This window comes from Natronomonas aquatica, from assembly GCF_024449025.1.
Taxonomy (GTDB): domain Archaea; phylum Halobacteriota; class Halobacteria; order Halobacteriales; family Haloarculaceae; genus Natronomonas; species Natronomonas aquatica.
The window spans coordinates 1-25,705 of sequence record NZ_JAHLKM010000016.1 but is presented as its reverse complement, the minus strand read 5'-3'; the positions used below and the strand labels follow the sequence as shown (position 1 = coordinate 25,705).

Here is a 25,705-nt window from a genome sequence, read left to right as displayed (position 1 = left end):
CGGCGACCGTTTCTGTGTTTCGGCGGTCGCACGAATTCGCGACAGGTATTAGTTCGCGGCGGGTGATCGTTGTGACGAATGACCCTCGCCGATCGGATCGAATCGTTCCGGCTCACCCTCGAGGAGTGGCTCCGGGGACTGTACCACGGAATGATCTCGCATCCGGCCTACGAGAAGATCGAAAAGGAGGCCGAGGACGCCGAGGACGCGTTCGTCCTCGCGTGTTTCCCCGACGCGTTCGGCATCCCGTCGCCGGTCTCGTATTACACCGCCGAGTTGCTTCCGTACCTCGAAGACGAGTTCGAGGCCTGGGAACGGCGGCTGTGGGATCGGGATTCCTACATCGAACGCAAGGGCCAGCAGTATCACTTCTGATGACCGTGCCACACCACCCCGGAGGTCGATGAGCATGGAGCCGTTCGTCTTCTTCGGCGGCAAGGGCGGCGTCGGCAAGACGACCGTCTCCTGTGCCTACGCCGTCCAGTCGGCCCGTGACGGGTACGACACGCTCGTCGTCTCGACGGATCCGGCCCACTCGGTGACCGACGTCTTCGATCAGCCGTTCGACGACGACGCCCGCCCAGTCGAGGGGATTGACAACCTCAAAGCGATGCAGATCGACCCCGAAGAGGAGGTCACCCGCCACCTCAACGAGATCAGGGAGGACCTCTCCGAGCAGGTCTCGGCGGCGATGGTCAACGAGATCAACCGACAGCTAGAGATGGCCCACGACACGCCGGGGGCCTACGAATCGGCGCTCTTCGATCGGTTCATCGAGGTGATGCGCTCGGCCGACCCCTACGACCGGGTCGTCTTCGATACCTCCCCCACGGGGAGTACGCTCCGGCTCTTGGGGCTGCCGGAACTCCTAGAGGAGTGGATCGACCGGCTGATGTACAAACGCCGGACGAGCATCGACCTCTTCGAGAAGGCCGCGATCGGAAGCAACGAACCGCGCCGGGTGATGGACGGCGATCCCGTCCTCGATCGGCTCCAGAAGCGCAAGGAGTTCTTCGAATTCGCCGGCGAGACGCTCCGAGAGGACGCCGCCTTCTTTTTCGTGTTGAACCCCGACGAGCTCTCGTTGAACGAGACGGAACGTGCCATCGAGGCGATGGCCGAGTCGGGGCTGTCCGTTCGGGGGCTTGTCGCAAACCGGCTGACGCCCTCGCCCGACGACGAGGAGAACGGCCGAGGCGCGCGATACCTGCGCGACCGGGTCGAAACCGAACGAAAGCGGCTCCGGCGCGTCCGCGAGGAGTTCGGGCCGCCGCTTCTCGCCGAGATCGAAACGCGAACCTCCGAGGTCAAAGGCGAACTCCTGACGGAGGTCGCCGGCGAACTCGAGATCGAGACGGACCTCCCCGGGGCAGAGCCGCCGTAACTTCGGGCGATACGTCCCCCGACCCCGATCGGTGGCTGACGGCCGATTTCACTCTTCCGACCGACTGTCGAGGTAGTGCAACACGCCGCGGACGTTGAGCCTGACCTCCTCGGGACCCTTCGGCCCCTCCCACACGTCGGTTACCGGCGACGTCTCGACGAAGTGCTCGACGACCGCATCGTCGTCTTCGAGTTCGGCCCGCTTTTTTTCGACCGACTCTACCCACCCGGTTATCACGTCGATGTACGTCTCGAGGCGGCCGTCGGCGTCAGCCGGCCCGAAGTGTCCATAACAGATCGTTTCGGGATCCAGCCGCCGGATCATCCGGGCGTCATCGAGGACTTCTCCGAGGTCGAACCCCGGCGGCGGGGACGTCTCGAAGATCGTTCCGACGTGGCGCGCGTAGATCCCGGCAGCGTCGGCCGAGAAGACGGCGTCAGCATCGGTGTCGTGGAACACCACCTGATGGAACGCATGCCCCGGGGCGTGGTGGACCCCGAGTGTCCGGGAGCCGAGGTCGATCGTCGACCCCTCCTTGATCGGCTCGATCCGGCTTTCGGGAACGGGTCGGGGCTCGGTGTAGAACTGGATCTGCTCGCCGACGGCCGCCTTCGTCCCCTCCCAGAGCTTCTCGGGGTCGGCGAGAAACGACGCACCGCTTTCGTGGACGTACACGTCGGCGTCGGTTTCGGCCGCGAGAAAGCCCGCCCCGCCGGCGTGATCGAGGTGGACGTGGGTCACGAGCATCGACGCCAGCTCCGAGGACGCGATGCCGATCTCCGCCATGGCGTCGAGGACGTATTCGTAGTTCGTCCCGATACCGGTATCGACGATCGCCGGCCGTTCAGTATCGTAAATGTATACCGAGCCGTATCCGGACGTGCCGTACATGCCGGTATCGACGTAGTAGCAGTTCGGCACAGCGTCGACCGCATAGACGTCGCCGGTTCCCATACGGGTACGTTCGGGGACACTCATTAAAGCGGATACCGGTTCGCCGGCCGAGAACGGTCCCCCTCCGCGCCCCGGCCCGTCTTCGAGCCTTCGAGTACCGACACGACTTTGACCGGCGGCGGCGAACCGGCGTGCAATGTTATCGAGGCAGTTCGTTCGCGAGAACCCCAAGGAGGTCCGGCGGGCGCTCGAGACCAAGGGCGTCGAGGCCGACCTCGATCGGATCCTCGAGATCGACGAGGAGTGGCGGACGCTCAAGGCCGAAGGCGACGATCTGCGGCGAAAGCGAAACGAGATCTCCAGCGAGATCGGCGAACTCAAACGCGGAGGGAGAGACGACGAAGCCGAGGAAGCGATCGAGCGCTCCGCGGAGCTGAAATCGGAACTCGAGGAGGTCGAATCCCGCGCCGACGAACTCGAATCGGAACTTGAGGCGGCGCTTCTTGAGTTGCCCAACCCGCCACATCCCGACGCACCGGTCGGCGATGAGGAGTCCGACAACGTCGAAACCGAACGCGTCGGCTTCGAGGATCTCCGCGATCTCCCGGACCCGGTCGTCCCCCACTACGATCTCGGCGAGGAACTGGAGATTCTCGATTTCGAACGCGGGGCGAAAGTGTCCGGCGGCGGCTTCTACTTCGCGAAGGGCGAGGGCGCACGGCTCGAACACGCTTTGATCCAGTTCATGCTCGAGTTCCACCGCGAGGAACACGGCTACACCGACGTGTTCCCGCCGTTACCGATCAACTCCGCCTCGATGCGCGGGACGGGACAGTTCCCGAAGTTCGTCGAGGACGCCTACCGGATCGGCGGCACCAACAACGAACCCTACGACGACGACGACCTGTGGCTACTCCCAACCGCCGAGGTGCCGGTCACCAACATGTACCGCGAGGAGATCCTTCTCGACAAGGATCTCCCGATCAAACATCAGGCGTACTCGCCGAACTTCCGGCGGGAGGCCGGCGAACACGGGACCGAGACCCGGGGAATCGTCCGGGTCCACCAGTTCAACAAGGTCGAACTCGTGAACTTCGTGCGGCCTGAAGACAGCTACGACCGCCTCGAGGGGCTGCTCGGGGAGGCGACGGCGGTGCTCGAACGGCTCGGGCTCCCCTATCGGATACTGGAGATGTGTACCGGCGACATGGGTTTTACACAGGCGAAAAAATACGACGTCGAGGTGTGGGCGCCGGGCGACGACATGGAGACGGGCCCCGATATCGGCGGTCGGTGGCTTGAGGTTTCGTCGGTCTCGAACTTCGAGGACTTCCAGGCCCGGCGCGCGGGGATCCAGTACCGCCCCGAACAGCACGAATCCGCCGAGTACCTCCATACGCTCAACGGGTCCGGCGTCGCGGTCCCGCGGGTCGTCGTCGCCATCCTCGAGTACTACCAGAACGACGACGGCACCGTCGAGGTCCCGGAGCCGCTACGGCCGTATATGGGTGGGACCGAACGCATCGAGGGAGGTCCCTCCGTCGGCGAGTCGGCCGTCGGCGAGTGATCTCACGCCGGCGAAGCGTCGGTGTAGGTCCGGATACTTCTGATCTTTCCACGTCGGATCCTGAAACTGTCGACGAACCCGAACCACTCGCTCCCGTCGGCGTGCCGTAACTGTCCCTCCGCGGCGATCCGGCCGCCGTCACGTTCCGTATAGATCGCTTCGAGTTCGTGTTCGGTATCGCGCTCCGGCCGGCTGCCGCGCATGAACGCGATGAACTCCTCGCGGCCCTCGATCGTCCGGTCCGGCCGCCGGTGGACGAACCCGCTGGCGAGTACATCGGTCAGTGCCGCGTACTCGTCTTCGTCGACCGAGCGGTAATACTCCCGAACCAGCGTGACGCCGTCCATACGGATCGTGGTCGCTCCGGACGGATATACTGTCGCCCCGGTCTATTTTTATACGCTCGTGGCCAACCGGACGCGTGGAGTTACACGTCCGGTACGAGGGCGACGACGACCCAAAGAAGTGCTCGGCCCGGAAACTCGCCCGGTTCGATCTCGCGACGCTTCACCGCTCGGCCCGCGGGACGCCGCCGGGGATCGTCCTCGACCCGTACGCCGACCGTGCGCTGTCGCCCGCCGACGGGAGCGCCGATGTCGACGGAGACGAACGGCTCGTCGCGCTCGATTGCTCCTGGGAGACGGCCGAAGCCGAGGCGTTCAGACTCGACGGCCCACACCGATCGCTGCCGTTTCTCGTCGCGGCGAACCCGATAAACTACGGGACGCCTTTCCGGCTCAACACCGTCGAGGCGTTCGCGGGCGCGCTCTGTATTCTCGACCGTCGTGAGCAGGCCGAACGGATCCTCGGGAAGTTCAACTGGGGGCATACGTTCCTGGAGTTGAACGACGAACCGTTGCGGCGGTACGCCGGCTGTGCGGACTCCGGCGAGGTCGTCGACGTCCAATCGGAGTATCTCGACGCCTGACGGGCGATCGAATCCTCGCGAGGATTTATATACCGGGGCGGGACCACCCTCCGTGTGCGCTGATGGGTATTCCGTGGCGAACACGGCGGGAGTCCGGCACACCGCCACGGATCGGTCCGGTGCCGGCTGTCAGCCCAACTGTCGCGGCTCCTCAGTCGGTTCGATAGTGACCCGAACCCGGTCGCCGACGTCTAACCCGTGTCCCTCATGGAAGACGATCTTGGCCCCCAACGAACCTTGCGAGGCAAACAGCGAAAGCCCCGTCGCCCGTTTTCTGTCGGCGTAGACCGCTACGTCGCGCCACTCGACGGTCCGGCCGTCGGTATCGCCGACCGTCGCCCCGAGTAACGCGATGGCTCCATCGGTCGATTTCAGGACCCCACCTCCGGAGTAATGCGGTAACCCACCGTCCAGCGGTGTCCCGTCGTCGCTCGCCAGCGCCGCGAACCCCCGGCCAGCGTGGGACGGGGAATCGAGCAGGACGTGCGTCTTTCCCGTCTCCGTGACGGTCCCTGTCCCGTCCCACCCGACACCGGAGACGGCGGTTTCGGGTTCCACCGGCAGTGAACCGCTCGCGCGCTCGAGGTTCTGATCGGGGTGCCGGAAGCCGAGGTGGAGATGGTTGTCGACCCACCGACCGAAGAACCCCGACCGAACGAGCGTCCCGAGAGAGTCGCCGATCTCGACTGATTCGCCCGGTTCGACGGCGGGGTCGACGTGGAGGATCCGGGCGACGTGGGTCCCACAGTCGACGAGAAGCAGCGAGTCTTCCGCGACGGCGTACGGTTGGTCGGGACAGCGGACCCTCCGCGTGTCCAGTACGGTTCCGGCGACGGGAGAGATCGCGTCGTCGTCGCCGGGATAGAGATCGATCGCACAGCCGGTATCGTGTGCCGAATACGGCGAGTTATAGAGCGAAAACCGCTCGTATCGATCGAGAACGTCCGGGGGTACGGTGACCATACCGTCGGTTCGATCCGTACCGCTTTATCCCCTCGGCATCTATCCGCTCCCGTGTACGTCGTTCGTGGATCACTGTCCGACGTCGACGACGATAGACGGGTCACGCGACAGCTCGTCAGTACGGCCGAACGGACCGACGAACCGACACTGCGAGTCTGGATGCCCCCTCGACAGATTGCCTTCGGTCGCCGCGATTCGGCCGCGGACGGGTACGAGCGCGCCCGCGAGACCGCTGCCGAACGCGGTTACACGCCGGTCGAACGGAGCGTCGGCGGTAGCGCTGTCGCGTACACGGGATCGACCGTCGCGTTCGCACTCGCCGTTCCGACGGCTGGCGGACGGGGAGGTATCGAGGATCGGTATCGAGAAGCGACTTCGACGCTCGGTCATGCCCTGGAAACAGCCGGTGCGACCGTCGCCCGCGGCGAACCCGACCGGTCGTTCTGTCCCGGCAAACACTCACTGCAAGGGGACGGCAAGATCGCCGGTATCGCACAGCGTGTCCGTCGTGAAAGCGCCCTCATCGGTGGGTGCGTACTCGCCTCGGAATCCGACGAACGGGCAGTGGCGACAGTTCTCGATCCAGTCTACACCGCACTCGGGGTCCCGTTCGATCCGGAATCCGTCGGCAGTGTCGAAGGTGCCGGCGGAACGGCCGACCCGGAAAGGGTTATCGAGGCTGTCGAGACGGAATTTATCGACGGGCGTGAGATCGCCCCACTGTCCGCCGATGAAGTACTGGAAGACGACCGTCCGTGACGAGCCTTTCTTGTCCCGTCGCCGATCACTCGTCGGTCCCTTCGCCCGGTTCCCTTCCCAGTTCGTGTCCGCAGTTCGGACACTCGTCGTGTCTGAGCGCCGCAGACGATTCGCGTACCTCCCGCATCACGCTCGAGATACGCTCCTCGGTGTCGAGTTCTTCGTCGACCGACAGCTCGACCCCCTCGACCTCGAGGAGGAACTTCGCGACCTCCGTGATCTCGTACATCAACTCGTCGAGTTCCTCGGCGGTGTAGAAATCACACATCGCCCCGTAGAGGAACGTCGCACCCGCCTTCCGGACCTTCTCGTCGAAGGAAGCCCGTGCCTGATTCACCGCTTGCGGGCTGTAGGTGTCGGTCATGAACGGGACGAGTTCCGGCAGGTTCGATCCGATCTTCGTCATCTCGACGCCGGTCTCGGTTCTGAAATCCGCACAGAGGCGGGCGATCGCCCACTCGCGGGCAGTGATGTAGGTCCGATCCCGGAGGAACTCGTTCGCACGGTCGTATGTCGCGCCGTCGATCTTCGAAAAGCGCGTGTAGCTTCTGACGTCGTCGGGCACGTCGGCGTCCGACGCCTCGGGACTGCGATCGGAGCCGCCGGTCCCGTCACCGTCCGTCGACCCCTCTCCGTCCACCGACGTCTGTGCATTATCGGCCATACCGACTGTAGCGGTCCGCCGCCGAAAAAGCGTACCGGCGATGTCGGACGGACGGCAGACGCTGTCGTCCGACAGGCGGGAGGCTTTTGCTTTCGGACGGCAAGGGGGCAGATATGAAAACTCTGTTGGGTATCGGCGGGAGCGAGGATTCGCTGTACGCCCTGAAAAAAGCTATCCGCCGGGCCAAGCAGGCCGGTGATGATCTGACTATCGCGATCGTCGAAAACCCCGAAGCCGAGCCAACACAGACGGAGATCCGGGACCGGATCGCCGAAGAGCTTTCGGCCGCCGAATTCGACGCGGAGATCACGACGCTCTCCGGCCATCCCGGCAGCGAACTCGTCGACCTCGCCGAACGTGGTTCCTTCGATCGGATCGTTCTTGGCGGGGGAGAGACGAGCCCGCTGGGAAAAGTAAAGCTCGGCGAAATCGCTGAGTTCGTGCTGCTGAACGCCCGAACGACGGTGACTCTCATCAGATGACCCGCGAATACCCCGAAGAGATCGCCGGCCCCTACGACCCGCCGCCACGCGAATTCGAGGATCAGGAGGGCCGCCGGATCACTGTCCGCCGATACGACGACGGGCTCGAAACGCTCGTCGAGATGTATCGGGAGTTCAACCCGGAGGATCGTGCCCAGGGTATCCCGCCCGCCAAGGAACCACAGATCCGAACGTGGCTCGAGGAACTGCTCTCCGCGGACTGTGTCAACGTGGTCGCCTGGCACGAGGACCGTCCGACCGGACACGCGATTTTGGTCCCCGACGGCGAGGGTGCCTCCGAACTGGCCATCTTCGTCCTCAGGGAGTACCAGGGGGCCGGGATCGGGACCGAACTCCTCGAAAGCTTGCTCGGCGCCGGCCGAAAGGAAGGTATCGGCCACGTCTGGTTGACCGTCGAGCGCTGGAACTCGCCGGCGGTCGCTCTCTATCAGAAGGTCGGCTTCGTCTCGACCGAAAACGGGAACTTCGAACTTGAGATGGCGGCTCGGTTAACCGACAGCGACGACGACCGCAGCTAAACCGACAACACCGGCTGGGAAGCGTACGCGAGGACGTACTCGGAGGCCTTCTCGATCACCGCTTCCGGGTCGTCGATGGGGCCCCGCGGGACGACGATGAACCCGACGTCGAGGGTTTCGGCGACGTCGAGGGTCACGCTCCCCGGATGCTGTGTCAATCGACTCACCGAGAACCCACAGGCAGAGGAGTGATCGACCGGGATATCTTCAGCGAGCGCACGGACGCCAGCCATGACCTGTTCACCCCGCTCGGCGATCGTGGATGCCTCGATACGTCCTTCTCGCATCTCCGCGGCGGCGCTTTCACCGAACAGGTATAGCGCGTGAACGCACGCATCGTAGTGGTCCGCGATCGCGAGGGCGTACTCGATGGCATCCATGGCCTCGCGTGTCCCGTCGACCGGCGCCAGGACGGTATCGATCTGCATACGGGTACGTTGTGAACACCTCGTATTAGTGATTACCGTACGCTGGACCGCCCGTGGATTCGGCCTCCGACTGTTCGTATTCCCGGCCAGGTGGATTTATGCGTTCGGCGGACCGAACGCTGGTATGTTCGAGACGGTGGTCGTGGCGACCGACGGCTCCGAGAGCGTCTCTCGGGCCGCCGAGTGTACGCTTGATTTCGCAGCGCGGTTCGATGCCACCGTACACGCCCTCTATGTCCGCGACGAGGGGCAGGTCGAAACGCTCCCGGACCGGCTCCACGACGACGTCCGAAACGCGCTCGACGAGCAAGCCGAGGCGGCGCTCGATACGGTCCTCGAGGCAAACAGGAGGACTGAGGATTCGATCGAGATCGAGACCGCCGTCCGGGGCGGCCAGCCAGCCAAACAGATCGTCGGCTACGCCCGTGAGATCGACGCCGACGCCGTCGCGATGGGGACCCGGGGACGGAGCGGCGAACACTCGTTTCTGCTGGGGAGCGTCGCCGAACGGGTCGTCCGGACGTGTCCCGTTCCAGTGTTGACCGTTCGACAGTTATAGTGACATCGGGGGACCGACACCGCGGAGACAGGAGGCTTATTGGCCCCGGAGCCGCCCTTGGAGTATGGACGACTACCTCATCGACGACGAGACGATCTCCCTTCATCGCCGGTCGCTGCTCCCTGGCGGCGGGTTCTTCGTTCCGGATTCGATCGAGGAGACGAAATCCGAACAGCGGGCCCGGGAGGCGCTTGCCGGCGCCGACAGGATCGTCATCGCCGATCCGGACGCCGACGGGCTTGGCTGTGTCGCGCTCGCCCGGATCGCGTTCGGGACGGCGCCACTACTTCCGGCGGGCCCCCACGAGATCGCCGACGCCTTCGAGTACGTCCTCGAGTACGGCGATCCCGGAATCGACGTCTTCGTCTGTGATCTGTGCCCCGATTCGGCCGCGGATATCGAATCGCTCCCGGCGGTCGCGGAGCTGGCCGGGCAGGTCCGGTGGTTCGACCACCACCAGTGGGACGAGTCGCTCGCCGAGGCCGTCTCCGAGCACGCCGAGTTGGTCGTCGGCGACTCCGAGCGCGTCTGCACCGCGGACGTCGCCCGCGAGGAACTCGGTCACGAGTTCGAGGACCGCCACGTCGAACTGGCGACGGTCACCCGGGATCACGATCTGTGGATCCGCGATGACCCACGGAGCGACGATCTCGCCGATTACGCCCACTGGGTAGAGCCCGAGGAGTACATCGAAACCGTTCTGGAACACGGGCCCGACCTCCCCGAGGCGGTAGAGGAGTTCCTCGAGGAACGGCGGATCGAAAAGGACGCCCTCGTCGAGAAGGCCGTCGAACGCGCCGACTACAGGGAAATAAACGGATGGACCGTCGGCGTTACGTACGGTCGATGCTCGCAGAACGAGGTCGCCGAGGCGATGCGAAGCGAGGGGGCCGACGCCTCGGTCATCGTCAAACCGGCCGGCTCGGCGTCGATCCGCGGAACCGACGCCTTCCAGCGGTGCCACGAGGTTGCCCGGCAGGTCAACGGCGGCGGACACCCGAAAGCTGCCGGCTGCAAGCCGGACATCTACGACGACATGCTGGATTACGCCCACCACTGGACGACCCGCGGCGCCGTCACGAAACGAGTCATACTCGCGGCTTTCGGGGCGCTCGATCGGCCGGCGGAGTAGGTCTCCTGCGGCTGTCAGCTATCGTCAGGCTTTAGCTCTATCTCCCGGTATCCGATGCATGGATCAGCTACGACGGTCGCTTCTGGAGTCGCCGATCATCGAAAAGGAGGGGTATCACTACTTCGTCCATCCGATCAGCGACGGCGTCCCGATGCTCGAACCCAGCCTGCTCCGGGAGATCGTCATCAAGATCATCCGGAAGGCCCGCCTCGAGAACGTCGACAAGATCGTCACCCCGGCCGCGATGGGGATCCACATTTCGACCGCCGTCTCGCTTATGACCGACATCCCGCTCGTGGTCATCCGGAAACGCGAGTACGGCCTCTCCGGCGAGACGCCGCTGTTCCAGCAGACCGGCTACTCGGAGAGTCAGATGTACATCAACGACGTCGAGGGGGGTGATAACGTCCTCGTCCTCGACGACGTGCTCTCGACCGGCGGGACGCTTTCGGCTATCTGTGCGGCCCTCGAGGACATCGGCGCGAACATCGTTGATATCGTCGCCGTCATCAAGAAGGACGACGGCGACAACGAACTCGAAAGCTCCGAGTACAGCGCCAAGACGCTCATCAACGTCGTCATCGAGGACGGTGAGGTCGTCATCGTCAACCCGACAGGGGATGATTGATACCCGAAGCCCCCGACGGGGCATTAGAATGCTCGTGTACTTTGTTCCGGGTGGCCACGTGAAACCGGCCTGGCAGTGACGGGCGAAACCTGCAGCGAGAGTCAAAACAGTATAGCGGGAGGACGATTTGAACGTCCGGTCTCCGGGTTATGAGCCCGGCGGAATCTCCTGGCTATCCCATCCCGCTACCAGTTCGTAGTCGGGTGCCCCAATTAAGGGTTGTGATTGACCCGCCGTCCGTTGAATCCTCCCGTGGTGTTTCCCGGCGTGTGAACGGAGACCGCCTTCCCGATGCGGACCGACACCGAAACGGCCCTAGACGGTCAGCGGATCGATCTCCTCGGTCGCGTACCAGAACGGGTGGCCCTCCGGACATTCGGTTCGGTGGACTGCCCAGTCGCCGTCCTCCGTGATCTCATTTTTCTGTACGAACGCGACTTTCCGGTCTGCGGTCAGTTCTACGATCGAGAAGTTGATGTGTTTTCCACACCGCGGACACGCAACTATTTGATCGCCCATACTCCCATTATTAGTGGCTTTCGATATATATTTTGGTATAGTTTACGACTACGTTTGTTTGAATATTGCATAGCTGAGTAAAAAGTACATCATTCGTTTTTTCGTTTTGCCCGTGTGTCGTTTCCGGCATACACCCCACGGAACGTGTCGACGGCTGGTCGGCCGAATATAGAAATCCGACCAGGTACGCGACGCTCCTCGAAGCCCGGTAGCGCAGTCACGATCGGCAGTCGATACACACTCGATCGCACGCCGATAGTGCGGTCAGTGCGTACCTACCCCTCCGTTCGGGACGGGCAGTTTTGTTCGAACGAGTGCGCCAAAGATCCCGACAAGCGACAAGTAACGATCACCTGTCCGAACTGCGAAGAGACGTTCGAGCGCCGACAGTCGTTGGATACGACGTACTGTTCGATGGCGTGTTGGGGAGAAGATAATCGGGTTACAGCAGACATCGACGAACTGTATCGAGGGATCTGGCATAGACAACGGCAGTTAGCACTTCGACGGGATGGGTACCGGTGTGTTGTCTGTGGTATCAGTGATGACAGACATAGAGAACAATTCGGTCATGGATTGGATGTTCATCACTTCGTTCCCGTTCGACGGTTCATCGAGTGTGGTCGACCCCCTCGTGAAGCGCATGCACTCAAAAATCTAGTTTCCGTCTGTTGGACCCACCATCCTGATGCGGGTGGACAGACCGTCAATCCAAGGAACGAATCTCCAGAGACGGAACTCGAAAAGCTCCGATACCGATATAGATAACAAAAAATACCCCGGAAAGAAATGTAAAATTTTTGATGGGTTCGGGCAGATTTGAACTGCCGGCCTCCTCCATGTCAAGGAGGTGTCATAACCAGCCTAGACCACGAACCCGTGCTGGCGTTTGCCTGCACTCGTCGGTAACCCGGTGATATAATTGAACCTTTCGGAATCGCTCCCGCCGGGACGCCGAACCGGAGGGAACGACCGCCGCCATCCTACCCGTCGACCTGACAGCCAGCGATAGCCTTATATTGATGTACTTATTTGTACATCACAACACATAACTGATCATTAATGGCCACTATAAAAGAGTACATTCGGCAGGCGACGGACGGCGAGGATCTCCCTCGGGATGCGGCCCGCGAGGCGGCCTCGCTCGTCTTCGAGGAGGCGACGGAGGCACAGATCGGCGCGCTCCTCGCGGGGCTCCGCGCGAAAGGGGAGACGGAGGCCGAGATCGCCGGCTTCGCACAGGGGATGCGCGACGCCGCCCGGCGGATCGATCCAGACGAAGAGCCGCTGGTGGATACCTGCGGGACCGGCGGCGACGGCCACGACACGATCAACGTCTCGACGACGAGCGCTTTCGTCGTCGCCGGGGCCGACGTGCCGGTGGCGAAACACGGCAACTACTCGGTATCGTCGTCGTCCGGGAGCGCCGACGTCCTCGAGGAACTCGGCGTGACGATCGACGCCGAACCGCCGGCCGTCGAGCGCTGTGTCGAGTCCACCGGGATGGGGTTTATGCTCGCTCCAGTCTTCCACCCGGCGATGAAGGCGGTCATCGGCCCGCGGAAGGAACTCGGGATGCGGACGATATTCAACGTGCTCGGGCCGCTGACGAACCCTGCGGGGGCGGACGCACAGGTCGTCGGCGTCTACGACCCCGATCTAGTTCCCGTCCTGGCAAACGCGCTGGCACGAATGGAAGTCGAACGCGCCCTCGTCGTCCACGGCGACGGGCTAGACGAGATCGGCGTCCACGGCGAGTCGGCCGTCGCGGAAGTCGACGGTGAGAGTGTCGAGACGTACACGCTCTCGCCCGAAGACCTCGGCCTCGATCGGTACGACCTCGTCGACGTCGCCGGCGGGACGCCGACCGAAAACGCCGCCGACATGCGCGGGATCCTGGACGGATCGATCAGGGGCGCAAAGCGGGCGATCGTCCTCGCCAACGCCGGCGCCGCGATCTACGCCGCCGGGACCGTCGACTCCCTCGAGGCCGGCGTCGACGCCGCCCGCGAATCGATCGAGACGGGAAAAGCGGCGGCACAACTGGAGTCGCTCCGCGAGTTCGAGCCATGACCCGGGTGAAGGTCTGTGGGATCACCTCCCGGGAAGACCTCGAGTTGGTCGTCGAGGCCGGCGTCGACGCGATCGGACTCATCGTCGACGTCGACGTCGGGACCCCCCGAGAGATCGATCCCGACCTCGCGGTCGAACTCGCCAGAGCGACGCCGCCGTTCGTCACGACGGTCCTCGTGACGATGCCCGGCGCCCCTGAGACCACCGTCGAGTTGGCCGCCCGGATCCAGCCCGACGTCGTCCAGATTCATGGGAAATCGACGCCCGGCGATCTGGCCTACCTCTCGGCGAACGTCGGCGGGGACGTGATCAAGGCGGTCTCCCCGGAGGAAGCCGGGATATACGAGACTGTCGCCGATGCACTGTTGGTCGATTCGCTGGACGAGGACGGCGCGGGTGGAACGGGGACGACCCACGATTGGGTCCGGACGGGCGAACTGGTCGAGAAACTATCGACGCCCGTGGTGCTTGCAGGCGGCCTCACGCCGGAGAACGTCGCCGAGGCAGTCGAGACCGTCCGACCGTTCGGCGTCGACGTCGCCAGCGGCGTCGAATCACGCCCGGGACGCAAGGATCCGGACGCGGTCGAAGCGTTCGTCGATCGGGCGCTCGCGGGTGCCGTCGCGGGTGATCCGCCGTGATCTCTCGGTCGTCGTTCGTCGAGTTCGCCGAGGAACGGCCGGCCGTGATCCGCGCCGTCTCGGAACTCGACGTCGATACGGAACCGCTGGAGGCCTACGCCGCCCTGACTGGTCGAACGGCCGACGGCGAACGAGCCGACCACACCTTCCTGCTCGAGAGTGCCGGCAAGGTCCCCTCCAGTGACCCGGACGGCGCGTTCAGGGCCGGCAGCGACGCGGACCGACACGCCCGGTACTCCTTCGTCGGCTACGATCCGGCCGCCGTCGTGACGGTCGACGGCGACGCGGCGGCGACGGTCGATATCGACGACGACCGATACGAGGGGTTCTTCGAACCGAACGGCGGGGACACGGTCGCGACGCTCCGGCAGGCGCTGCCGGACGTCCCGCTTCGGAACTTCCCCGAGACCGACCGCCAGCAGTTACAGGGCGGGCTCGTCGGTTTTCTGGCCTACGACGCGGTGTACGACCTGTGGCTCGAGGAGGTCGGCTTGGAGCGACCGGACTCGCGGTTTCCGAACGCGCAGTTCGTATTGACGACGAAGACGCTCGTCTTCGACGACGCCGCCGGAACCGTCTCTTTGGTGTTCACGCCCCTCGTCCGGACCGAGGACGATCCCGGAGCGATATACGACGGGATCGAGGCCGAAATCGAGCGCGTCGAGTCGCGCCTCGCCGACGCCGAACCGCTTCGGACGGGTGGCTTCCGGCGGCGGGCGGAACGCGCCGGGGGCCAATCGGCGTACGAGGACGCCGTCAGGCAGGCCAAAGAGCACGTCCTCGACGGCGATATCTACCAGGGAGTCATCTCGCGGACGCGCGAACTCGACGGCGACGTGGATCCGCTCGGCCTGTACGCGGCGCTGCGTCGAGTCAACCCTTCGCCGTACATGTACGTCCTCGATTACGACGATCTGGTCGTGGTCGGTGCCTCACCGGAGACGCTCGTCTCCGTGCGCGGCCGGGAGGTGATGAGCAACCCGATCGCCGGCACCTGCGACCGGGGGAACAGCCCCGTCGAGGACCGACGGCTGGCCGGCGAGATGCTCGCGGACGACAAAGAGCGGGCCGAACACACCATGTTGGTCGACCTGGCGAGAAACGACGTCCGCCGGGTGGGCGAGGCCGGCAGCGTCCGTGTCGAAGAATTCATGAACGTCCTCAAGTACAGCCACGTCCAGCACATCGAATCGACCGTGACCGGGGAACTCGCCACCGATCGGGACGCCTTCGACGCGACGCGGGCGGCGTTCCCGGCCGGGACGCTGTCGGGCGCGCCGAAGATCCGGGCGATGGAGATCATCGACGACCTCGAACGGCGACCACGTGGCGTCTACGGCGGCGGGGTCGGGTATTACTCGTGGACCGGGGACGCCGATTTCGCCATCGTCATCCGGACCGCGACGGTCGAACGCGGCGCGGGCGTCGACGGGACCGATCGGGTGACGGTCCAGGCCGGCGCCGGCATCGTCGCCGACTCGGATCCGGAACGCGAGTACGACGAGACGGAAAAGAAGATGGACGGCGTCCTCACCGCCCTCGAAGAGATCGAAGGCGAAAGCGGAGCCGAACGGGGGAGGACCGGACCCGAAACCGGCCCCGGTCGGGGATCGGAGGAAGCGCGACGATGACGCACGTCCTGTTCGTCGATAACTTCGATTCGTTCACCTACAATCTCGTCGAATACGTCAGCCAACACGGGGGGACCGAAACGACCGTTCTCCGGAATACCGCCTCACTCGGGGAGGTTCGCGACGCGGCTCCGGATGCGATCGTCATCTCGCCGGGGCCCGGCCACCCAGGGAACGACCGCGACGTCGGCGTGACGATGGACGTTCTCCGGGAGATCAGCCCCGACGTGCCGACGCTCGGGGTCTGTCTCGGTCTCGAGGCGGCCGCCTACGAGTACGGCGGGACGGTCGATCGCGCGCCCGAACCGATCCACGGCAAGGCGTTCCCCGTCTCCCACGACGGGAAAGGCGTCTACCGGGGGCTCGAACAGGGGTTTCAGGGCGGTCGGTATCACTCCCTCGTCGCCCTCGAGATCCCGTCGTGTTTCGACGTGACTGCGACGACCGACCACGACGGCGAGGAACTGGTGATGGGGATCCGACACCGCGAGTACCCGATCGAGTGCGTCCAGTTTCACCCCGAATCCGTACTGACGGGCGTCGGACACGACGTCATCGAGAACTTCCTGGACGCCGTCTGAGACGGATTCAGCCGATCAAGCCGGCGATCGAGCAGGCCCGTAAGCGGCGATCCACCGTCCGGAAGCACCGGCATCCAGATAATGTCAGTTTTGTTTTATTTTTTGAGCGTCACGCCGGTAGCCACGAGTTCCTGAAACGGATGTGAAACGTTCTCCGGCGGGTCCTCCGCTCGTTCGGCGTCCCGTCGACCGACCGGTCAGATCCAGTTAACACCCGATGATTTCCAGTGGGAACAACGCTTCTGTCAACCAGTTTTTCGGACTCGAGTTTCACTTTCACTACGGACTGAGTACCATTATATAGTTCCCGTTACTTCGTTATCGTCGTACGCGTGGGGCACACATACCATGGAAAGTCGTATAGCATCTCGTGCCCCCCGGAATCGTATAGCATCGCCAACACATTCCCCGATGCCAAGGGTTATCCGGCAGCCAGCAGTACCCGACCTCGTTACAAATGATCCACACAGAGCGTCCCGCCCAGGGGAGCACCGAGCGGAAACACCAGGTACCGATACGGAGGGATGAGTAATGTCGAAACCCGACCTGTCCGCGGACGAACTCACACTTCCCATCAAGCGGACCGACGGCGACGCTTTAGAAGAGCGACTCACCGGTAACGCCTATCACAACATCCTTCCGGCCCGGTACCTCCGGAAGGACGCGGACGGCGAACTCATCGAACAACAGGAGGACCTCTTCGAGCGCGTCGGGAAGAACGTCGCACTGGCCGAGGCCGTCTTCGAGGCCGGGAAGCGAGGGGAAGAGATCACCGTCACGCCCGACCAGCTCAAGCCGGATCACCCCCGACGGGACGAACTCGCCGCCGAGGTCTTCGGGGCCGGCGTCACCGCCGATTCCGACGCCGAAACCGAGCTTTCGATCTACAACGTCAACAAGTTCGCCTACGAGACGATCGTCCCCGAGCTGCCCGAGGGGATCAAAACACACGTCGAGGAGACTGCCACGGCGTTCCGAGAACAGATGGAACAGCTCTCCTTTATGCCGAACAGCCCGACGCTGATGAACGCCGGCGACGAACTCCAGCAGCTTTCGGCCTGTTTCGTCGACAGCCCCGATGACGACATCGACGACATCCACCAGACGGCCAAGGAAGCCGCACAGGTGTTTCAGTGTCTCACAGCGGAATCGAACGTTCAGGTCGACGGACGCGGACTCGTTTCGATCGCCGACGTCGAGCCGGGCGACGATATCGTCCAGCGCGACGGCGACGGGTATCGCTCCCGGACGGTCGAGGAGATCCACGCCTACGACGGCGCGCCGACGAAACGGGTCGTCACCGAGGGCGGGATCGAACTGACCGGAACGCCGAACCACCGACTGCTGGTAAACGGCGAGTGGACGGAGATCGGCGATATCGAGCAAGGGCATACACTCTCCGTACGGCTGGGGTGGATACCGGACGAGGACGCCTCCGGATCGCTCTCCGGCGTCGATATCGGGGCGCAGTGGAGCGCCACCCGTACAGTCTCGAATACAGCTATCGCGGAGCTACACGCCGAGGGGCTGAGCGATTACGAGATCGCCGAGAAGCTCGACAGTTCGGCCTCGACGATCCAGCGCCGCCGTGCCGACGAACTCGACCTTCCACCGAACGGACGGGGCGGTCGTCAAAGCGGTCGATCGTTCGACGAAGCCGAGTTCACACGGCTGTACGAGATCGGCCACACGGACACGGAGATCGCCGAGGAACTCGACGTACACGCGACGACCGTCCGCGGACATCGGGCTGCACAGTCCCTCGAAGCGAACGGGACTGCGGTCAAGGAAGTTACACAGCCGGACGAGCTCACCCTCGATCTCGCCGAACTGCTCGGTATCTGGATCGGCGACGGCTCGGTCCACGAGGACGGGATCCGGTTCCACGTCAACCGCGACGACGTACTCAACCACATCGACTCGCTTTCGCGATCGCTTTTCGACATCGGTGTCGATCACACCTGGGCCGACGGCTGTTACGAGGCGGTCATCCACAGCCACGAGATCAAACGCTGGTGGCTCTCGAACTTCGGCGACGCGAAACCCGATTCGGCGAGTGCGTCCGTCCCCGACTGCATCCGGAAAGCCGACCACGACCGGATCCACGCCTTCCTCCGGGGGCTCTTTACGACCGACGGAACGCTCGGGAAAGAGAAGTATCCGCGCTTCTATAGCGCTTCAGAACGGCTGGCCGACGAGACCCTGCAACTGCTTCTCGGCGTCGGCGTTCCCGCGACGAAATGGGAGTGGGACGACGACGATCGCGAGTACTTTACCGTCGCGCCGACTGACGAACTCGGTCTGTCCCGGTTCGCCGACCGTGTCGGCTTCGTCGATACTCGCAGCGAGACGATGACCGAATCGCTCGTAACGTCGGAGACCGGTTCGACGACCGCCGGAACAGTCGAATCCGAAACGACCTGGACACAGGAGGTCGTCGCCGTCGAGGACGCCGGCAACGAGACAGTCTACGATGTAACCGTCGAGGGGAACCACGAATACGTCGCGAACTCCGTCGTCTCACACAACAGCGGCGGCGGGATGGGGTATGCCTTCTGGCAGTTGCGTCCATACGGCGACGCCGTCGGCTCGACCGGCGGGATCGCCTCCGGGCCGATCACGTTTATGCGGACCTACGATCAGATGTGTGAGACTATAGCACAGGGCGGCGCCCGACGCGGCGCACAGATGGGCGTCATGCGGGTCTCACATCCGGACGTCATCCAGTTCATCCACGCCAAGAACAAGGACGTCTCCCTGGCGGAGACGCTCCGGCTGAACGATCCCGACGACTTCACGCACAACTCCTTCCAGGAGGCGCTGGATGAGGCTCGCGAACTCATCGACGACGAGGGACGCGTCCCCGAACACCTCCGCAACGCCGTCGAGGGGCACCTCTCGAATTTCAACATCTCCGTCGGCGTCACCGACGGCTTCATGAAGGCGGTGAAGGCGGGCGAGGAGTTTACCTTCACCAACCCCCGGACCGGCGAGCCCCACGTCGCCACCCCCGAGACGAAGGAACTGTACGACATGTTCGGCCTCGGCGAGCACGTCGAGGTCGGGGAAGTGCTTTCCGTGCCGGCGGAGACACTCTGGGAGCACATCCTCGAGGGCGCCCACGAGAACGGCGAACCCGGCGTGATCTACCTCGAACGGGTGAACAAGGAACACTCCTTCGACGTCGAGGAGCATCCGGATCACCGGATACTGGCTACGAATCCGTCACTAGCGGCCGGCACGAAGGTTCTTACCGACCAGGGAGTTCTCGATATCGAGGAGTTAGAAGGAAGACGAGTCGAGGTCCCCACGGCGAGTGGTGAATGGGCAGAGGCGGTCTGTCACCGTTCGGGAGACGACGAAACGCTGTACGAGGTCGAACTCGAAAACGGGAAGACGTATCTGGCGACTGAAGAACATAAGTGGCCAGTTCATCGGGACGGGACTTACGAGCGCACTAAAACTACTGACCTCGAACGCGGTCAGCACCTTCCGATCAAACATCGAAAGAGCCTGCGATACGGAAGCGTTGGCGATCACGACGAAGGGTTCTTGGTCGGCTGGCTATACGGCGATGGAAGTGTTACCCATCGGAAGGACGGTCGCACACAGTACGGATTAATTTTCTCGGAAGAGGACACGGGTGCAGGGGTAATGGACCGGGTACTCGACACCTTAGAGGACATTACCGGAGTCAGATACGAACCGACGGAACGACAGCGCGACGGCGAACCCTGGTACGAGGTCCATGCGAGTCACGCCGCACTACGGGGTAAAATGGACGAATACGGCGTCGAAAAGAAACGGGCGGGACTTCCCGACAGTCTCTGGAGCGACGCTTCCGAGTCGTTCAGGAAAGGGTTTATTGACGGACTGTTCTCTGCGGACGGGTTCATTGACGAGGACGAACACAGAATCGTGCTCGTCTCCTCGAAGGAACAGTTAATCAAGGACGTTTCCGATCTACTCGGTTTCTACGGACTCAAGACAAGCCTTCGTAATTCCCAGACCGAAAAATGGAACGACTCGTATGAGCGATGGGATCTAAAGCTCTCGCGGACACAGGCCCATCGATTCCGGCAGACGTTCGATCTCACTCACGAATCGAAGGCTGCCTCACTGGCTGATATTAAAACCCCTGATAGGGGGAACACCCGGTCGGACAATGCGATTGTCGAATCGGTTACACCAGCCGAGGAGAGCGGACCGGTGTGGGACCTCCGTGTCGGTGAAGAGACGCACACGTTCGCTCTCTCACACGCGTTTACCGGAAACTGCGGCGAGCAGCCGCTCGAGGAATACGAGGCCTGCAACCTCGGCCACATCAACCTCTCGACGCTCGCGGACCTCGACGCGCCGGACTGGCGTGTCTGGTACGACAACCACGGCGGGGAGTACGCAGATCTCGAAGCCGCCGTCGACGCCTTCCTGGAGGACGCCATCGACATCGAGGAGTTCGATCGGCGCATCGAACTCGGCACACGGTTCCTCGAGAACGTCGTTACGATGTCGGATTTCCCGGTGCCGAAGATCGAAGAGAAGGTCAGGGAGATGCGGAAGATCGGTCTCGGCGTGATGGGACTGGCCCAGTTGTACATCCAGTTGGGCATCAAGTACGGCAGCGAGGAGGGCAACGAGGTCGCCCGACAGCTGATGCGGCACATCAACCACGGTTCGAAGTGGGCCTCCCACGAACTCGCCGAGGAACGCGGCGTCTTCGACGAATTCGAGAAGAGCAAGTACGCCGACCCCACCGAGTACCGCGAGTGGTTCGAAAAACAGACCGGCCTCGACGCCGACGAGTGGGAAGACGGCTTCGAGATGCGGAACCACAACACGACGACGATCGCGCCGACCGGGACGACGAGCATGGTGGGCAACACGACCGGCGGCTGTGAGCCGATCTACAACGTCGCCTACTACAAGAACGTCTCCGACGACGTCCAGGGCGACGAGATGCTCGTCGAGTTCGACGATTACTTCCTCCGCGTCTTAGAGGAGAACGACCTCGACGTCGAGGCGGTCAAACGGGAAGCCCAAGAGCAGATGGCCGAAACGGGTTCGACGGGATCGACGGCCTCTCGACGGTGCCCGATGCCATCGGCGAGTTGTTCGTGACGACCGGGGACCTCTCGGCGAAGGATCACGCCGGCGTCCAGGTCGCCTGTCAGGAGGGGGTCGATTCGGCGATCTCGAAGACCGTCAACGCGCCGAACGACTCGACGCTGGAGGACGCAAAGGAGGTCTTCGAGTACATCTACGACCACGGCGGCAAGGGCGTCACCTACTATCGCGACGGCACCCGCTCGAAGCAGGTGCTCACGACCCGGGCACAGAACACCGAGTTCGCCGGGATGGACGAATCCGAGGCCGCGGCGGCGATCACCGAGAACATCGAAGAGATCTTCGGCGGCATCGAGGGCTTTCTCGACAACGAGGAGGTCCGTGCGGCGCTCGAAACCGACATCGAAGCGCTGTTCGACGCCCAGCCGACCCTCGGGAAGAAACAGCCGCGCCCGGACGTCCTCCACGGCGTCACCCAGCGGATCGACACCGGCTACGGGAAACTCTACGTCAACATCAACGAGAACCCCGAGAACGGCCGGCCGTTCGAACTCTTCGCCAATATCGGCAACTCCGGCGGCTTCACCGCTTCTTTCACCGAGGCCCTGGCGAAGACGATCTCGACGGCGCTCCGCTCCGGGGTCGATCCCGAGGAGATCGCCGACGAACTCCAGGGGATCCGCTCGCCGAAAGTCGCCTGGGACAAGGGCGAACAGATCAACTCGATCCCGGACGCCATCGGGACGGCGATGCGCCGGTACCTCGACGGCGAGGTCGACAAGGCCTACCCCCAACAGCAGAACCTCACCGAGATCGCCGACGAGGGGGGCGAAGGATCCGAGACGCCACGCAAGTCGCCGCCCGAGACGGACGGCGGGGCGATCGCCGCTACGGGTACCGATGCCGACATCGACACGAACAGCGGTGATCCGGCCTCGCCGAACGACGACACCGACGCCGCCCAGTCGCTCATCGACTCCGGAGAGTCACCCGAGTGTCCCGAATGCGGAAGCATGACACTGTACTACTCTGAGGGCTGTAAGACCTGCGAGAGTTGCGGTTGGTCGGAGTGTTGAACTGAAGCCGTCGGCCGTCGGCCTCGGAGCTTTTTTGTCCGCCTCGTCCCCGTAGAGGGTATGGACGAGGACGTGGCGGGCCGGCCCTGTCCGATATGTGAGACACAGATGTACAAGCGACACTGCAAGTACGTCTGCCCCCAGCACGGGGTCGTCGTCGACTGTAGCGACCCGTTTACGTTCTGAGCGTTCGGTCCTCGGAGAGCCGTCTGTACGCCGGCCGCGAGACTGCAAAGAGAACCGCGAGCGCGACCGCCGTCGCGAGCACGAGCGGACTCGTCGAGACGCCGGTGGTCGTCAACTGGCCCATCGAGGCCCCGAGCAGGACGGCCGCCACGACCCAGGGGGACTCCCCGATCGCGGTTCCCAGGACGTACGGACGGCCAGGGACGCCGGCGATGCCCGCGGCGTAGGACACCGGATCGGTCGGCAGCGGCGCCAGCCGAACCGCGATGACCCCCCGGAGGTCGCCGGTCGTCCGCCGGAAGGACGTCCCCGCGTCACCGAGACGGCCGAGGAGGCCGACCTCGTGGTCGAACCACCGGGCGATCAGGTACGCCGGCAGCGTCGTCAGGACGGCTCCTGCAAGCGCGATCGGGATCACCGCGGGCCCGAAGAGGTAGCCGAGGAGAACCGAGAGCGCACTGATCGGCCACGACAACAGCGGCCGGACGAGATACAACACGAAAAGGGCGGCCGAAAGCAGGACTGGGCGGGCAAGAAGCGTCTCGAGGGCCGCGAGAACGGCGTTCGGGGAACTGGCGTGCGCGGCCGTCACCGCGATCGCGGCGACGACGGCGATCCCAGCGAGCTGGCGGACGGTCGCACGGTGCACGCCAAGAGGAACCGTTCGCTGAGACAAACCTTTTGTGGTCGTGTGGCTCGGAGTGACGGCAGTCGTTCCGAAAACTATTGAGATTCGCCGCCGTAGCCGACGGCGTGACGCGCGAGGCCGATCCGGTCGAACTCGGTGTACAACTACTCGCCAGGCTCGAACACACCGAACTCCCGCTTTCGGACGTCGTCGACCGGATCGAGACGATCAGCACCCACCCGGAGACGACCCGGGCGATCCTCGAGGAAGCCGAAAAGCGCGGCCACATCACCCGCGAGGGCGATACCGTCCGTCCGACGGGCGGGCAGTTTCTCAGCTTCGAGAGCGACGTCGTCGAACGCGACGGGGACTTCGAGTGCCGGCGCTGTGGCGCGTCGCTCTCGACGGGCTATTTCATGAAACTCGAGGCCGGCGAACACGGACCGTTCGGCTCCTCGTGTATCCGGAAAGTGACGGGGCGGGAGTAGGGGGCAGGTCAGCGGCCGCGACGGAGTTCGTCGACGAGCTGTTCGATCAGCTCCCCCTGTGACTCGATGAGTTCGGTCTGGTGTTCGACCTGCTCTGAGAGCGCTTCGACCTGCTTTGTGAGCCTCGCGACGTCCGGATCGGACGCCCCGTCCCCGGACGCCTCGCCGGTCGAACCGGAGATTCCCGACCGTTCCTCGGGCATCCCCGTATTCCAGGCGGTCGTTTCGGTGTCGCGGTCGTCCGCCGACGTCCAGTCCGCCGAAACGAACTGTTCTGTCTCCTCGCTTGCGTCCGACTCCGAGGACCCTGTCCGCGGACCGTCGGTCGACGGCCGGTCGTTACCGGCTTGATCGGATCCGATCGCCCCGTCCGGACCCGGTTCGGACTCGGCGGCCGCGGAAAACTCCGCCCGGAGCTCCTCGAGCGAGGATACGCCGTAGAACCCGAAGACGGCGTCCTGTATCGCCCGTCGGACGCCGCCGGCGTGTTCGTTCGGTACTTTCACGCGCCGGCGTCGGCGGTCGGTCTCGATCACCACCTGTGTCGCGACGCTGCCCTTCTCGAAGTCGAGACCGGTGAGATCGGCGTGTTCGACGGCATCGAAGTCGCCGTCCCAGACGGCGCTGCCGACGTGTTCGAGCAGCTGTGTTCCGGTGACGACGAACGTCAGCTCGCTGAAACGGAACTGTGCTATGACCTCCTCGTCGGCACCGATAGCGCCGGTCGTTCGGAGGACCCCCTCGAGCATCGCCTCGACGATGGGGTCGGCGACCTTGGAGGCGACAGTGAAGCTCCGTTCGCTGTCGATGTCTTCCAGATGGATCTCGCTTTTGCGGCGCTTGGATCGAACCGACAGCCGATCGGTGTCGTGTTCGAACGTTTCGACCGACTCGTCGCTCAACAGCCCGTCCGACCGGTACACGTGCGTCGCTCGGTGTGTCACCGCGACCGCGTCGCCGCCGCCGATGTCGACGGTGTCGACGACCGTCGCGTTACCAACGGTCTCGGATAGCAGCTCCGGGAGTGCGTCCATATCTGTGGTGTACCGGTAGAATAGTATAAAAGGAGGTGGTCGTGGGGGGCGGTGACACCCCGAACCGGCCGAGGGAGATAGGAAAGTTGAAGGGCGAGAGCGGGCTACCCGAAAACGCGCCCGGGTGGCTTAGCTGGACATAGCGCCGCACTCATAGGGTACGAGGCGGTAGCCGCCGTGTCCCGAGACGCTGCCTGCGTCTCGTTCCTGGGACATGCGGAGATCGAGGGTTCGGAGCCCTCCCCGGGCATATTTAAAAGGGTTCAACACCCTTTAGCGACTCAATCATATAACGAGACATCTATAACAGGTTCGACGCCGGTGTGTCCATGAGAGGACATCAAAGAGAGCCCTACCCGATGTTTTCAGTAGGAACAGACCGCCTACTCGTCGGCACGATCGGCCGTCGCCTCGATCTCCTCGGTGTCGGTGCCGGTCGCGTCGGCGAGGAGGTCGGTGAGTTCGTCCGATGAGATCGTACCGTCGGTGGTATCCGGACGGTCCTGCATATTCTCAGGTGAGATGTCACGAGGCACAAAATCGCGGGGATTGACACAGTCACGGATCACCACGCCGGTGTTCGACGGCAGCGGGGAGTGCGACGGGTCCGACACCGGAACCGTTCACATCGTCCACGAGGGCGCCAGTCGCGGCCGGCTGGGGTTGGGAGAACCGACGCTACGGCGCGGGCGTGTTCGTCAACCGCCTCGGGGTCAAGCCCCGAGGCTTGTCAGTGGACTCCCGCTCTATCCGAGCAACTCGGAAGGCGTATAATCTCCGTTCGCATTCAACGTCCCTGACTTGAGGGCCAGTTGACTGGTGGCCCGTCCAGTACCAGACTTGAGCCAGTGCTGGAC

26 protein-coding genes, 3 tRNA genes and 3 pseudogenes are annotated in these 25,705 nt (G+C 63.8%); 21 read left to right on the top strand and 11 right to left on the bottom strand.

The genetic code is table 11. The features are described from left to right. Nucleotides 1-78: 78 nt before the first annotated feature. Nucleotides 79-375, top strand: coding sequence for a DUF7990 family protein (locus KM295_RS11410; protein ID WP_256030081.1), 297 nt, complete (start codon nucleotides 79-81; stop codon nucleotides 373-375). 34 nt (nucleotides 376-409) lie between these two features. After that, nucleotides 410-1,384, top strand: a complete 975-nt coding sequence (locus KM295_RS11405; protein ID WP_256030080.1) for an ArsA family ATPase — start codon at nucleotides 410-412, stop codon at nucleotides 1,382-1,384. 48 nt (nucleotides 1,385-1,432) lie between these two features. Here KM295_RS11405 and KM295_RS11400 read toward each other — a convergent pair whose 3' ends face one another. Continuing rightward, the gene (locus KM295_RS11400) at nucleotides 1,433-2,338 is read right to left on the bottom strand and encodes an MBL fold metallo-hydrolase (protein ID WP_256030079.1); all 906 of its coding nucleotides are present in this window, start codon (nucleotides 2,336-2,338) and stop codon (nucleotides 1,433-1,435) included. A gap of 136 nt (nucleotides 2,339-2,474) precedes the next feature. Between KM295_RS11400 and serS the strand changes: the two genes are divergently transcribed. Next, nucleotides 2,475-3,845 carry a serine--tRNA ligase gene (gene serS / locus KM295_RS11395; protein WP_256030078.1) on the top strand — a complete coding sequence of 457 codons (1,371 nt, stop codon included), beginning with the start codon at nucleotides 2,475-2,477 and terminating at the stop codon, nucleotides 3,843-3,845. Between the two features lie 2 nt (nucleotides 3,846-3,847). On the opposite strand, the gene KM295_RS11390 is transcribed toward serS, so the two are convergent. Continuing rightward, on the bottom strand, nucleotides 3,848-4,192 hold the full coding sequence (locus KM295_RS11390) for a nuclear transport factor 2 family protein (protein WP_256030077.1): 345 nt from the start codon (nucleotides 4,190-4,192) through the stop codon (nucleotides 3,848-3,850). 74 nt (nucleotides 4,193-4,266) lie between these two features. Between KM295_RS11390 and KM295_RS11385 the strand changes: the two genes are divergently transcribed. Further along, nucleotides 4,267-4,773, top strand: a complete 507-nt coding sequence (locus KM295_RS11385) for a DUF367 family protein (protein ID WP_256030076.1) — start codon at nucleotides 4,267-4,269, stop codon at nucleotides 4,771-4,773. 129 nt (nucleotides 4,774-4,902) lie between these two features. On the opposite strand, the gene KM295_RS11380 is transcribed toward KM295_RS11385, so the two are convergent. After that, nucleotides 4,903-5,736, bottom strand: coding sequence for a DUF8155 domain-containing protein (locus tag KM295_RS11380; RefSeq protein WP_256030075.1), 834 nt, complete (start codon nucleotides 5,734-5,736; stop codon nucleotides 4,903-4,905). A 51-nt stretch (nucleotides 5,737-5,787) separates the two neighbouring features. Here KM295_RS11380 and KM295_RS11375 point away from each other — a divergent pair, with 51 nt between their 5' ends. Beyond that, the gene (locus KM295_RS11375; RefSeq protein ID WP_256030074.1) at nucleotides 5,788-6,495 is read left to right on the top strand and encodes a lipoate--protein ligase family protein; all 708 of its coding nucleotides are present in this window, start codon (nucleotides 5,788-5,790) and stop codon (nucleotides 6,493-6,495) included. Between the two features lie 25 nt (nucleotides 6,496-6,520). Here KM295_RS11375 and KM295_RS11370 read toward each other — a convergent pair whose 3' ends face one another. Beyond that, nucleotides 6,521-7,159, bottom strand: a complete 639-nt coding sequence (locus tag KM295_RS11370; protein ID WP_256030073.1) for a DUF5806 family protein — start codon at nucleotides 7,157-7,159, stop codon at nucleotides 6,521-6,523. Nucleotides 7,160-7,272: 113 nt separating this feature from the next. Here KM295_RS11370 and KM295_RS11365 point away from each other — a divergent pair, with 113 nt between their 5' ends. Together KM295_RS11365 and KM295_RS11360 are read left to right on the top strand one after the other, a co-directional pair. After that, the gene (locus KM295_RS11365; RefSeq protein ID WP_256030072.1) at nucleotides 7,273-7,641 is read left to right on the top strand and encodes a universal stress protein; all 369 of its coding nucleotides are present in this window, start codon (nucleotides 7,273-7,275) and stop codon (nucleotides 7,639-7,641) included. Further along, nucleotides 7,638-8,180 carry a GNAT family N-acetyltransferase gene (locus KM295_RS11360; protein WP_256030071.1) on the top strand — a complete coding sequence of 181 codons (543 nt, stop codon included), beginning with the start codon at nucleotides 7,638-7,640 and terminating at the stop codon, nucleotides 8,178-8,180. Before KM295_RS11365 ends, KM295_RS11360 begins: the two co-directional genes overlap by 4 nt. On the opposite strand, the gene KM295_RS11355 is transcribed toward KM295_RS11360, so the two are convergent. Continuing rightward, entirely contained in the window at nucleotides 8,177-8,608 is a 432-nt protein-coding gene (locus KM295_RS11355; protein ID WP_256030070.1) for a universal stress protein, read from the bottom strand. The two genes, KM295_RS11360 and KM295_RS11355, sit on opposite strands and share 4 nt — an antisense overlap. A 124-nt stretch (nucleotides 8,609-8,732) precedes the next feature. On the opposite strand from KM295_RS11355, the gene KM295_RS11350 reads away from it, so the two are divergent. From KM295_RS11350 to hpt, 3 genes are all read left to right on the top strand, one after another. Further along, the gene (locus KM295_RS11350) at nucleotides 8,733-9,167 is read left to right on the top strand and encodes a universal stress protein (protein ID WP_256030069.1); all 435 of its coding nucleotides are present in this window, start codon (nucleotides 8,733-8,735) and stop codon (nucleotides 9,165-9,167) included. A gap of 64 nt (nucleotides 9,168-9,231) precedes the next feature. Beyond that, nucleotides 9,232-10,299, top strand: a complete 1,068-nt coding sequence (locus tag KM295_RS11345; protein WP_256030068.1) for a DHH family phosphoesterase — start codon at nucleotides 9,232-9,234, stop codon at nucleotides 10,297-10,299. 58 nt (nucleotides 10,300-10,357) lie between these two features. After that, nucleotides 10,358-10,927, top strand: coding sequence for a hypoxanthine/guanine phosphoribosyltransferase (gene hpt, locus KM295_RS11340; RefSeq protein WP_256030067.1), 570 nt, complete (start codon nucleotides 10,358-10,360; stop codon nucleotides 10,925-10,927). A gap of 112 nt (nucleotides 10,928-11,039) precedes the next feature. Here hpt and KM295_RS11335 read toward each other — a convergent pair. The 3 genes from KM295_RS11335 to KM295_RS11325 all read right to left on the bottom strand — a co-directional run bounded on the left by KM295_RS11335 (nucleotide 11,040) and on the right by KM295_RS11325 (nucleotide 12,325). After that, nucleotides 11,040-11,114 (bottom strand) — tRNA-Met (locus tag KM295_RS11335). A gap of 128 nt (nucleotides 11,115-11,242) precedes the next feature. After that, a complete protein-coding gene (locus tag KM295_RS11330; RefSeq protein ID WP_256030066.1) occupies nucleotides 11,243-11,446 on the bottom strand; it encodes a hypothetical protein in 204 nt (67 codons plus the stop codon). A gap of 804 nt (nucleotides 11,447-12,250) precedes the next feature. After that, nucleotides 12,251-12,325 (bottom strand) — tRNA-Val (locus KM295_RS11325). A gap of 183 nt (nucleotides 12,326-12,508) precedes the next feature. On the opposite strand from KM295_RS11325, the gene trpD reads away from it, so the two are divergent. From trpD to KM295_RS11290, 9 genes and pseudogenes are all read left to right on the top strand, one after another. Beyond that, nucleotides 12,509-13,519: an anthranilate phosphoribosyltransferase gene (trpD, locus tag KM295_RS11320; RefSeq protein WP_272494384.1), complete on the top strand. Its 1,011-nt coding sequence runs from the start codon at nucleotides 12,509-12,511 to the stop codon at nucleotides 13,517-13,519. After that, nucleotides 13,516-14,160 carry a phosphoribosylanthranilate isomerase gene (locus KM295_RS11315; RefSeq protein ID WP_256030065.1) on the top strand — a complete coding sequence of 215 codons (645 nt, stop codon included), beginning with the start codon at nucleotides 13,516-13,518 and terminating at the stop codon, nucleotides 14,158-14,160. Before trpD ends, KM295_RS11315 begins: the two co-directional genes overlap by 4 nt. Further along, complete coding sequence (trpE, locus tag KM295_RS11310) at nucleotides 14,157-15,791, top strand: anthranilate synthase component I (RefSeq protein WP_256030064.1); 1,635 nt, start codon at nucleotides 14,157-14,159, stop codon at nucleotides 15,789-15,791. The genes KM295_RS11315 and trpE overlap by 4 nt, the downstream gene beginning before the upstream one ends. Further along, nucleotides 15,788-16,372 (top strand): anthranilate synthase component II, encoded by a 585-nt coding sequence (gene trpG / locus KM295_RS11305; protein WP_256030063.1) that lies wholly within the window; start codon nucleotides 15,788-15,790, stop codon nucleotides 16,370-16,372. Before trpE ends, trpG begins: the two co-directional genes overlap by 4 nt. Before the next feature lie 531 nt (nucleotides 16,373-16,903). After that, nucleotides 16,904-17,506: pseudogene (locus KM295_RS17095) on the top strand (ribonucleotide reductase N-terminal alpha domain-containing protein); the annotation flags it as partial. Continuing rightward, nucleotides 17,498-18,841: pseudogene (locus KM295_RS17090) on the top strand (helix-turn-helix domain-containing protein); the annotation flags it as partial. The pseudogenes KM295_RS17095 and KM295_RS17090, both read left to right, overlap by 9 nt. A 24-nt stretch (nucleotides 18,842-18,865) precedes the next feature. Next, nucleotides 18,866-21,490, top strand: a pseudogene (locus tag KM295_RS17085) (LAGLIDADG family homing endonuclease); the annotation flags it as partial. Then, nucleotides 21,460-22,512: a TSCPD domain-containing protein gene (locus KM295_RS11295; protein WP_256030061.1), complete on the top strand. Its 1,053-nt coding sequence runs from the start codon at nucleotides 21,460-21,462 to the stop codon at nucleotides 22,510-22,512. The pseudogene KM295_RS17085 and the gene KM295_RS11295, both read left to right, overlap by 31 nt. Before the next feature lie 60 nt (nucleotides 22,513-22,572). Further along, nucleotides 22,573-22,698 carry an HVO_2523 family zinc finger protein gene (locus KM295_RS11290; protein ID WP_256030060.1) on the top strand — a complete coding sequence of 42 codons (126 nt, stop codon included), beginning with the start codon at nucleotides 22,573-22,575 and terminating at the stop codon, nucleotides 22,696-22,698. On the opposite strand, the gene KM295_RS11285 is transcribed toward KM295_RS11290, so the two are convergent. Continuing rightward, entirely contained in the window at nucleotides 22,688-23,347 is a 660-nt protein-coding gene (locus KM295_RS11285; RefSeq protein WP_256030059.1) for a TVP38/TMEM64 family protein, read from the bottom strand. The genes KM295_RS11290 and KM295_RS11285 overlap by 11 nt on opposite strands. Nucleotides 23,348-23,451: 104 nt before the next feature. Between KM295_RS11285 and KM295_RS11280 the strand changes: the two genes are divergently transcribed. Next, nucleotides 23,452-23,814, top strand: a complete 363-nt coding sequence (locus tag KM295_RS11280; protein WP_256030058.1) for a DUF5830 family protein — start codon at nucleotides 23,452-23,454, stop codon at nucleotides 23,812-23,814. Nucleotides 23,815-23,822: 8 nt separating this feature from the next. On the opposite strand, the gene KM295_RS11275 is transcribed toward KM295_RS11280, so the two are convergent. Then, nucleotides 23,823-24,848 carry a DUF7115 domain-containing protein gene (locus KM295_RS11275; protein WP_256030057.1) on the bottom strand — a complete coding sequence of 342 codons (1,026 nt, stop codon included), beginning with the start codon at nucleotides 24,846-24,848 and terminating at the stop codon, nucleotides 23,823-23,825. Nucleotides 24,849-24,966: 118 nt separating this feature from the next. Between KM295_RS11275 and KM295_RS11270 the strand changes: the two genes are divergently transcribed. Then, a tRNA-Met gene (locus tag KM295_RS11270) sits at nucleotides 24,967-25,098 on the top strand. Between the two features lie 133 nt (nucleotides 25,099-25,231). Here KM295_RS11270 and KM295_RS11265 read toward each other — a convergent pair. After that, complete coding sequence (locus KM295_RS11265; RefSeq protein WP_256030056.1) at nucleotides 25,232-25,357, bottom strand: hypothetical protein; 126 nt, start codon at nucleotides 25,355-25,357, stop codon at nucleotides 25,232-25,234. Nucleotides 25,358-25,705: the final 348 nt, after the last annotated feature.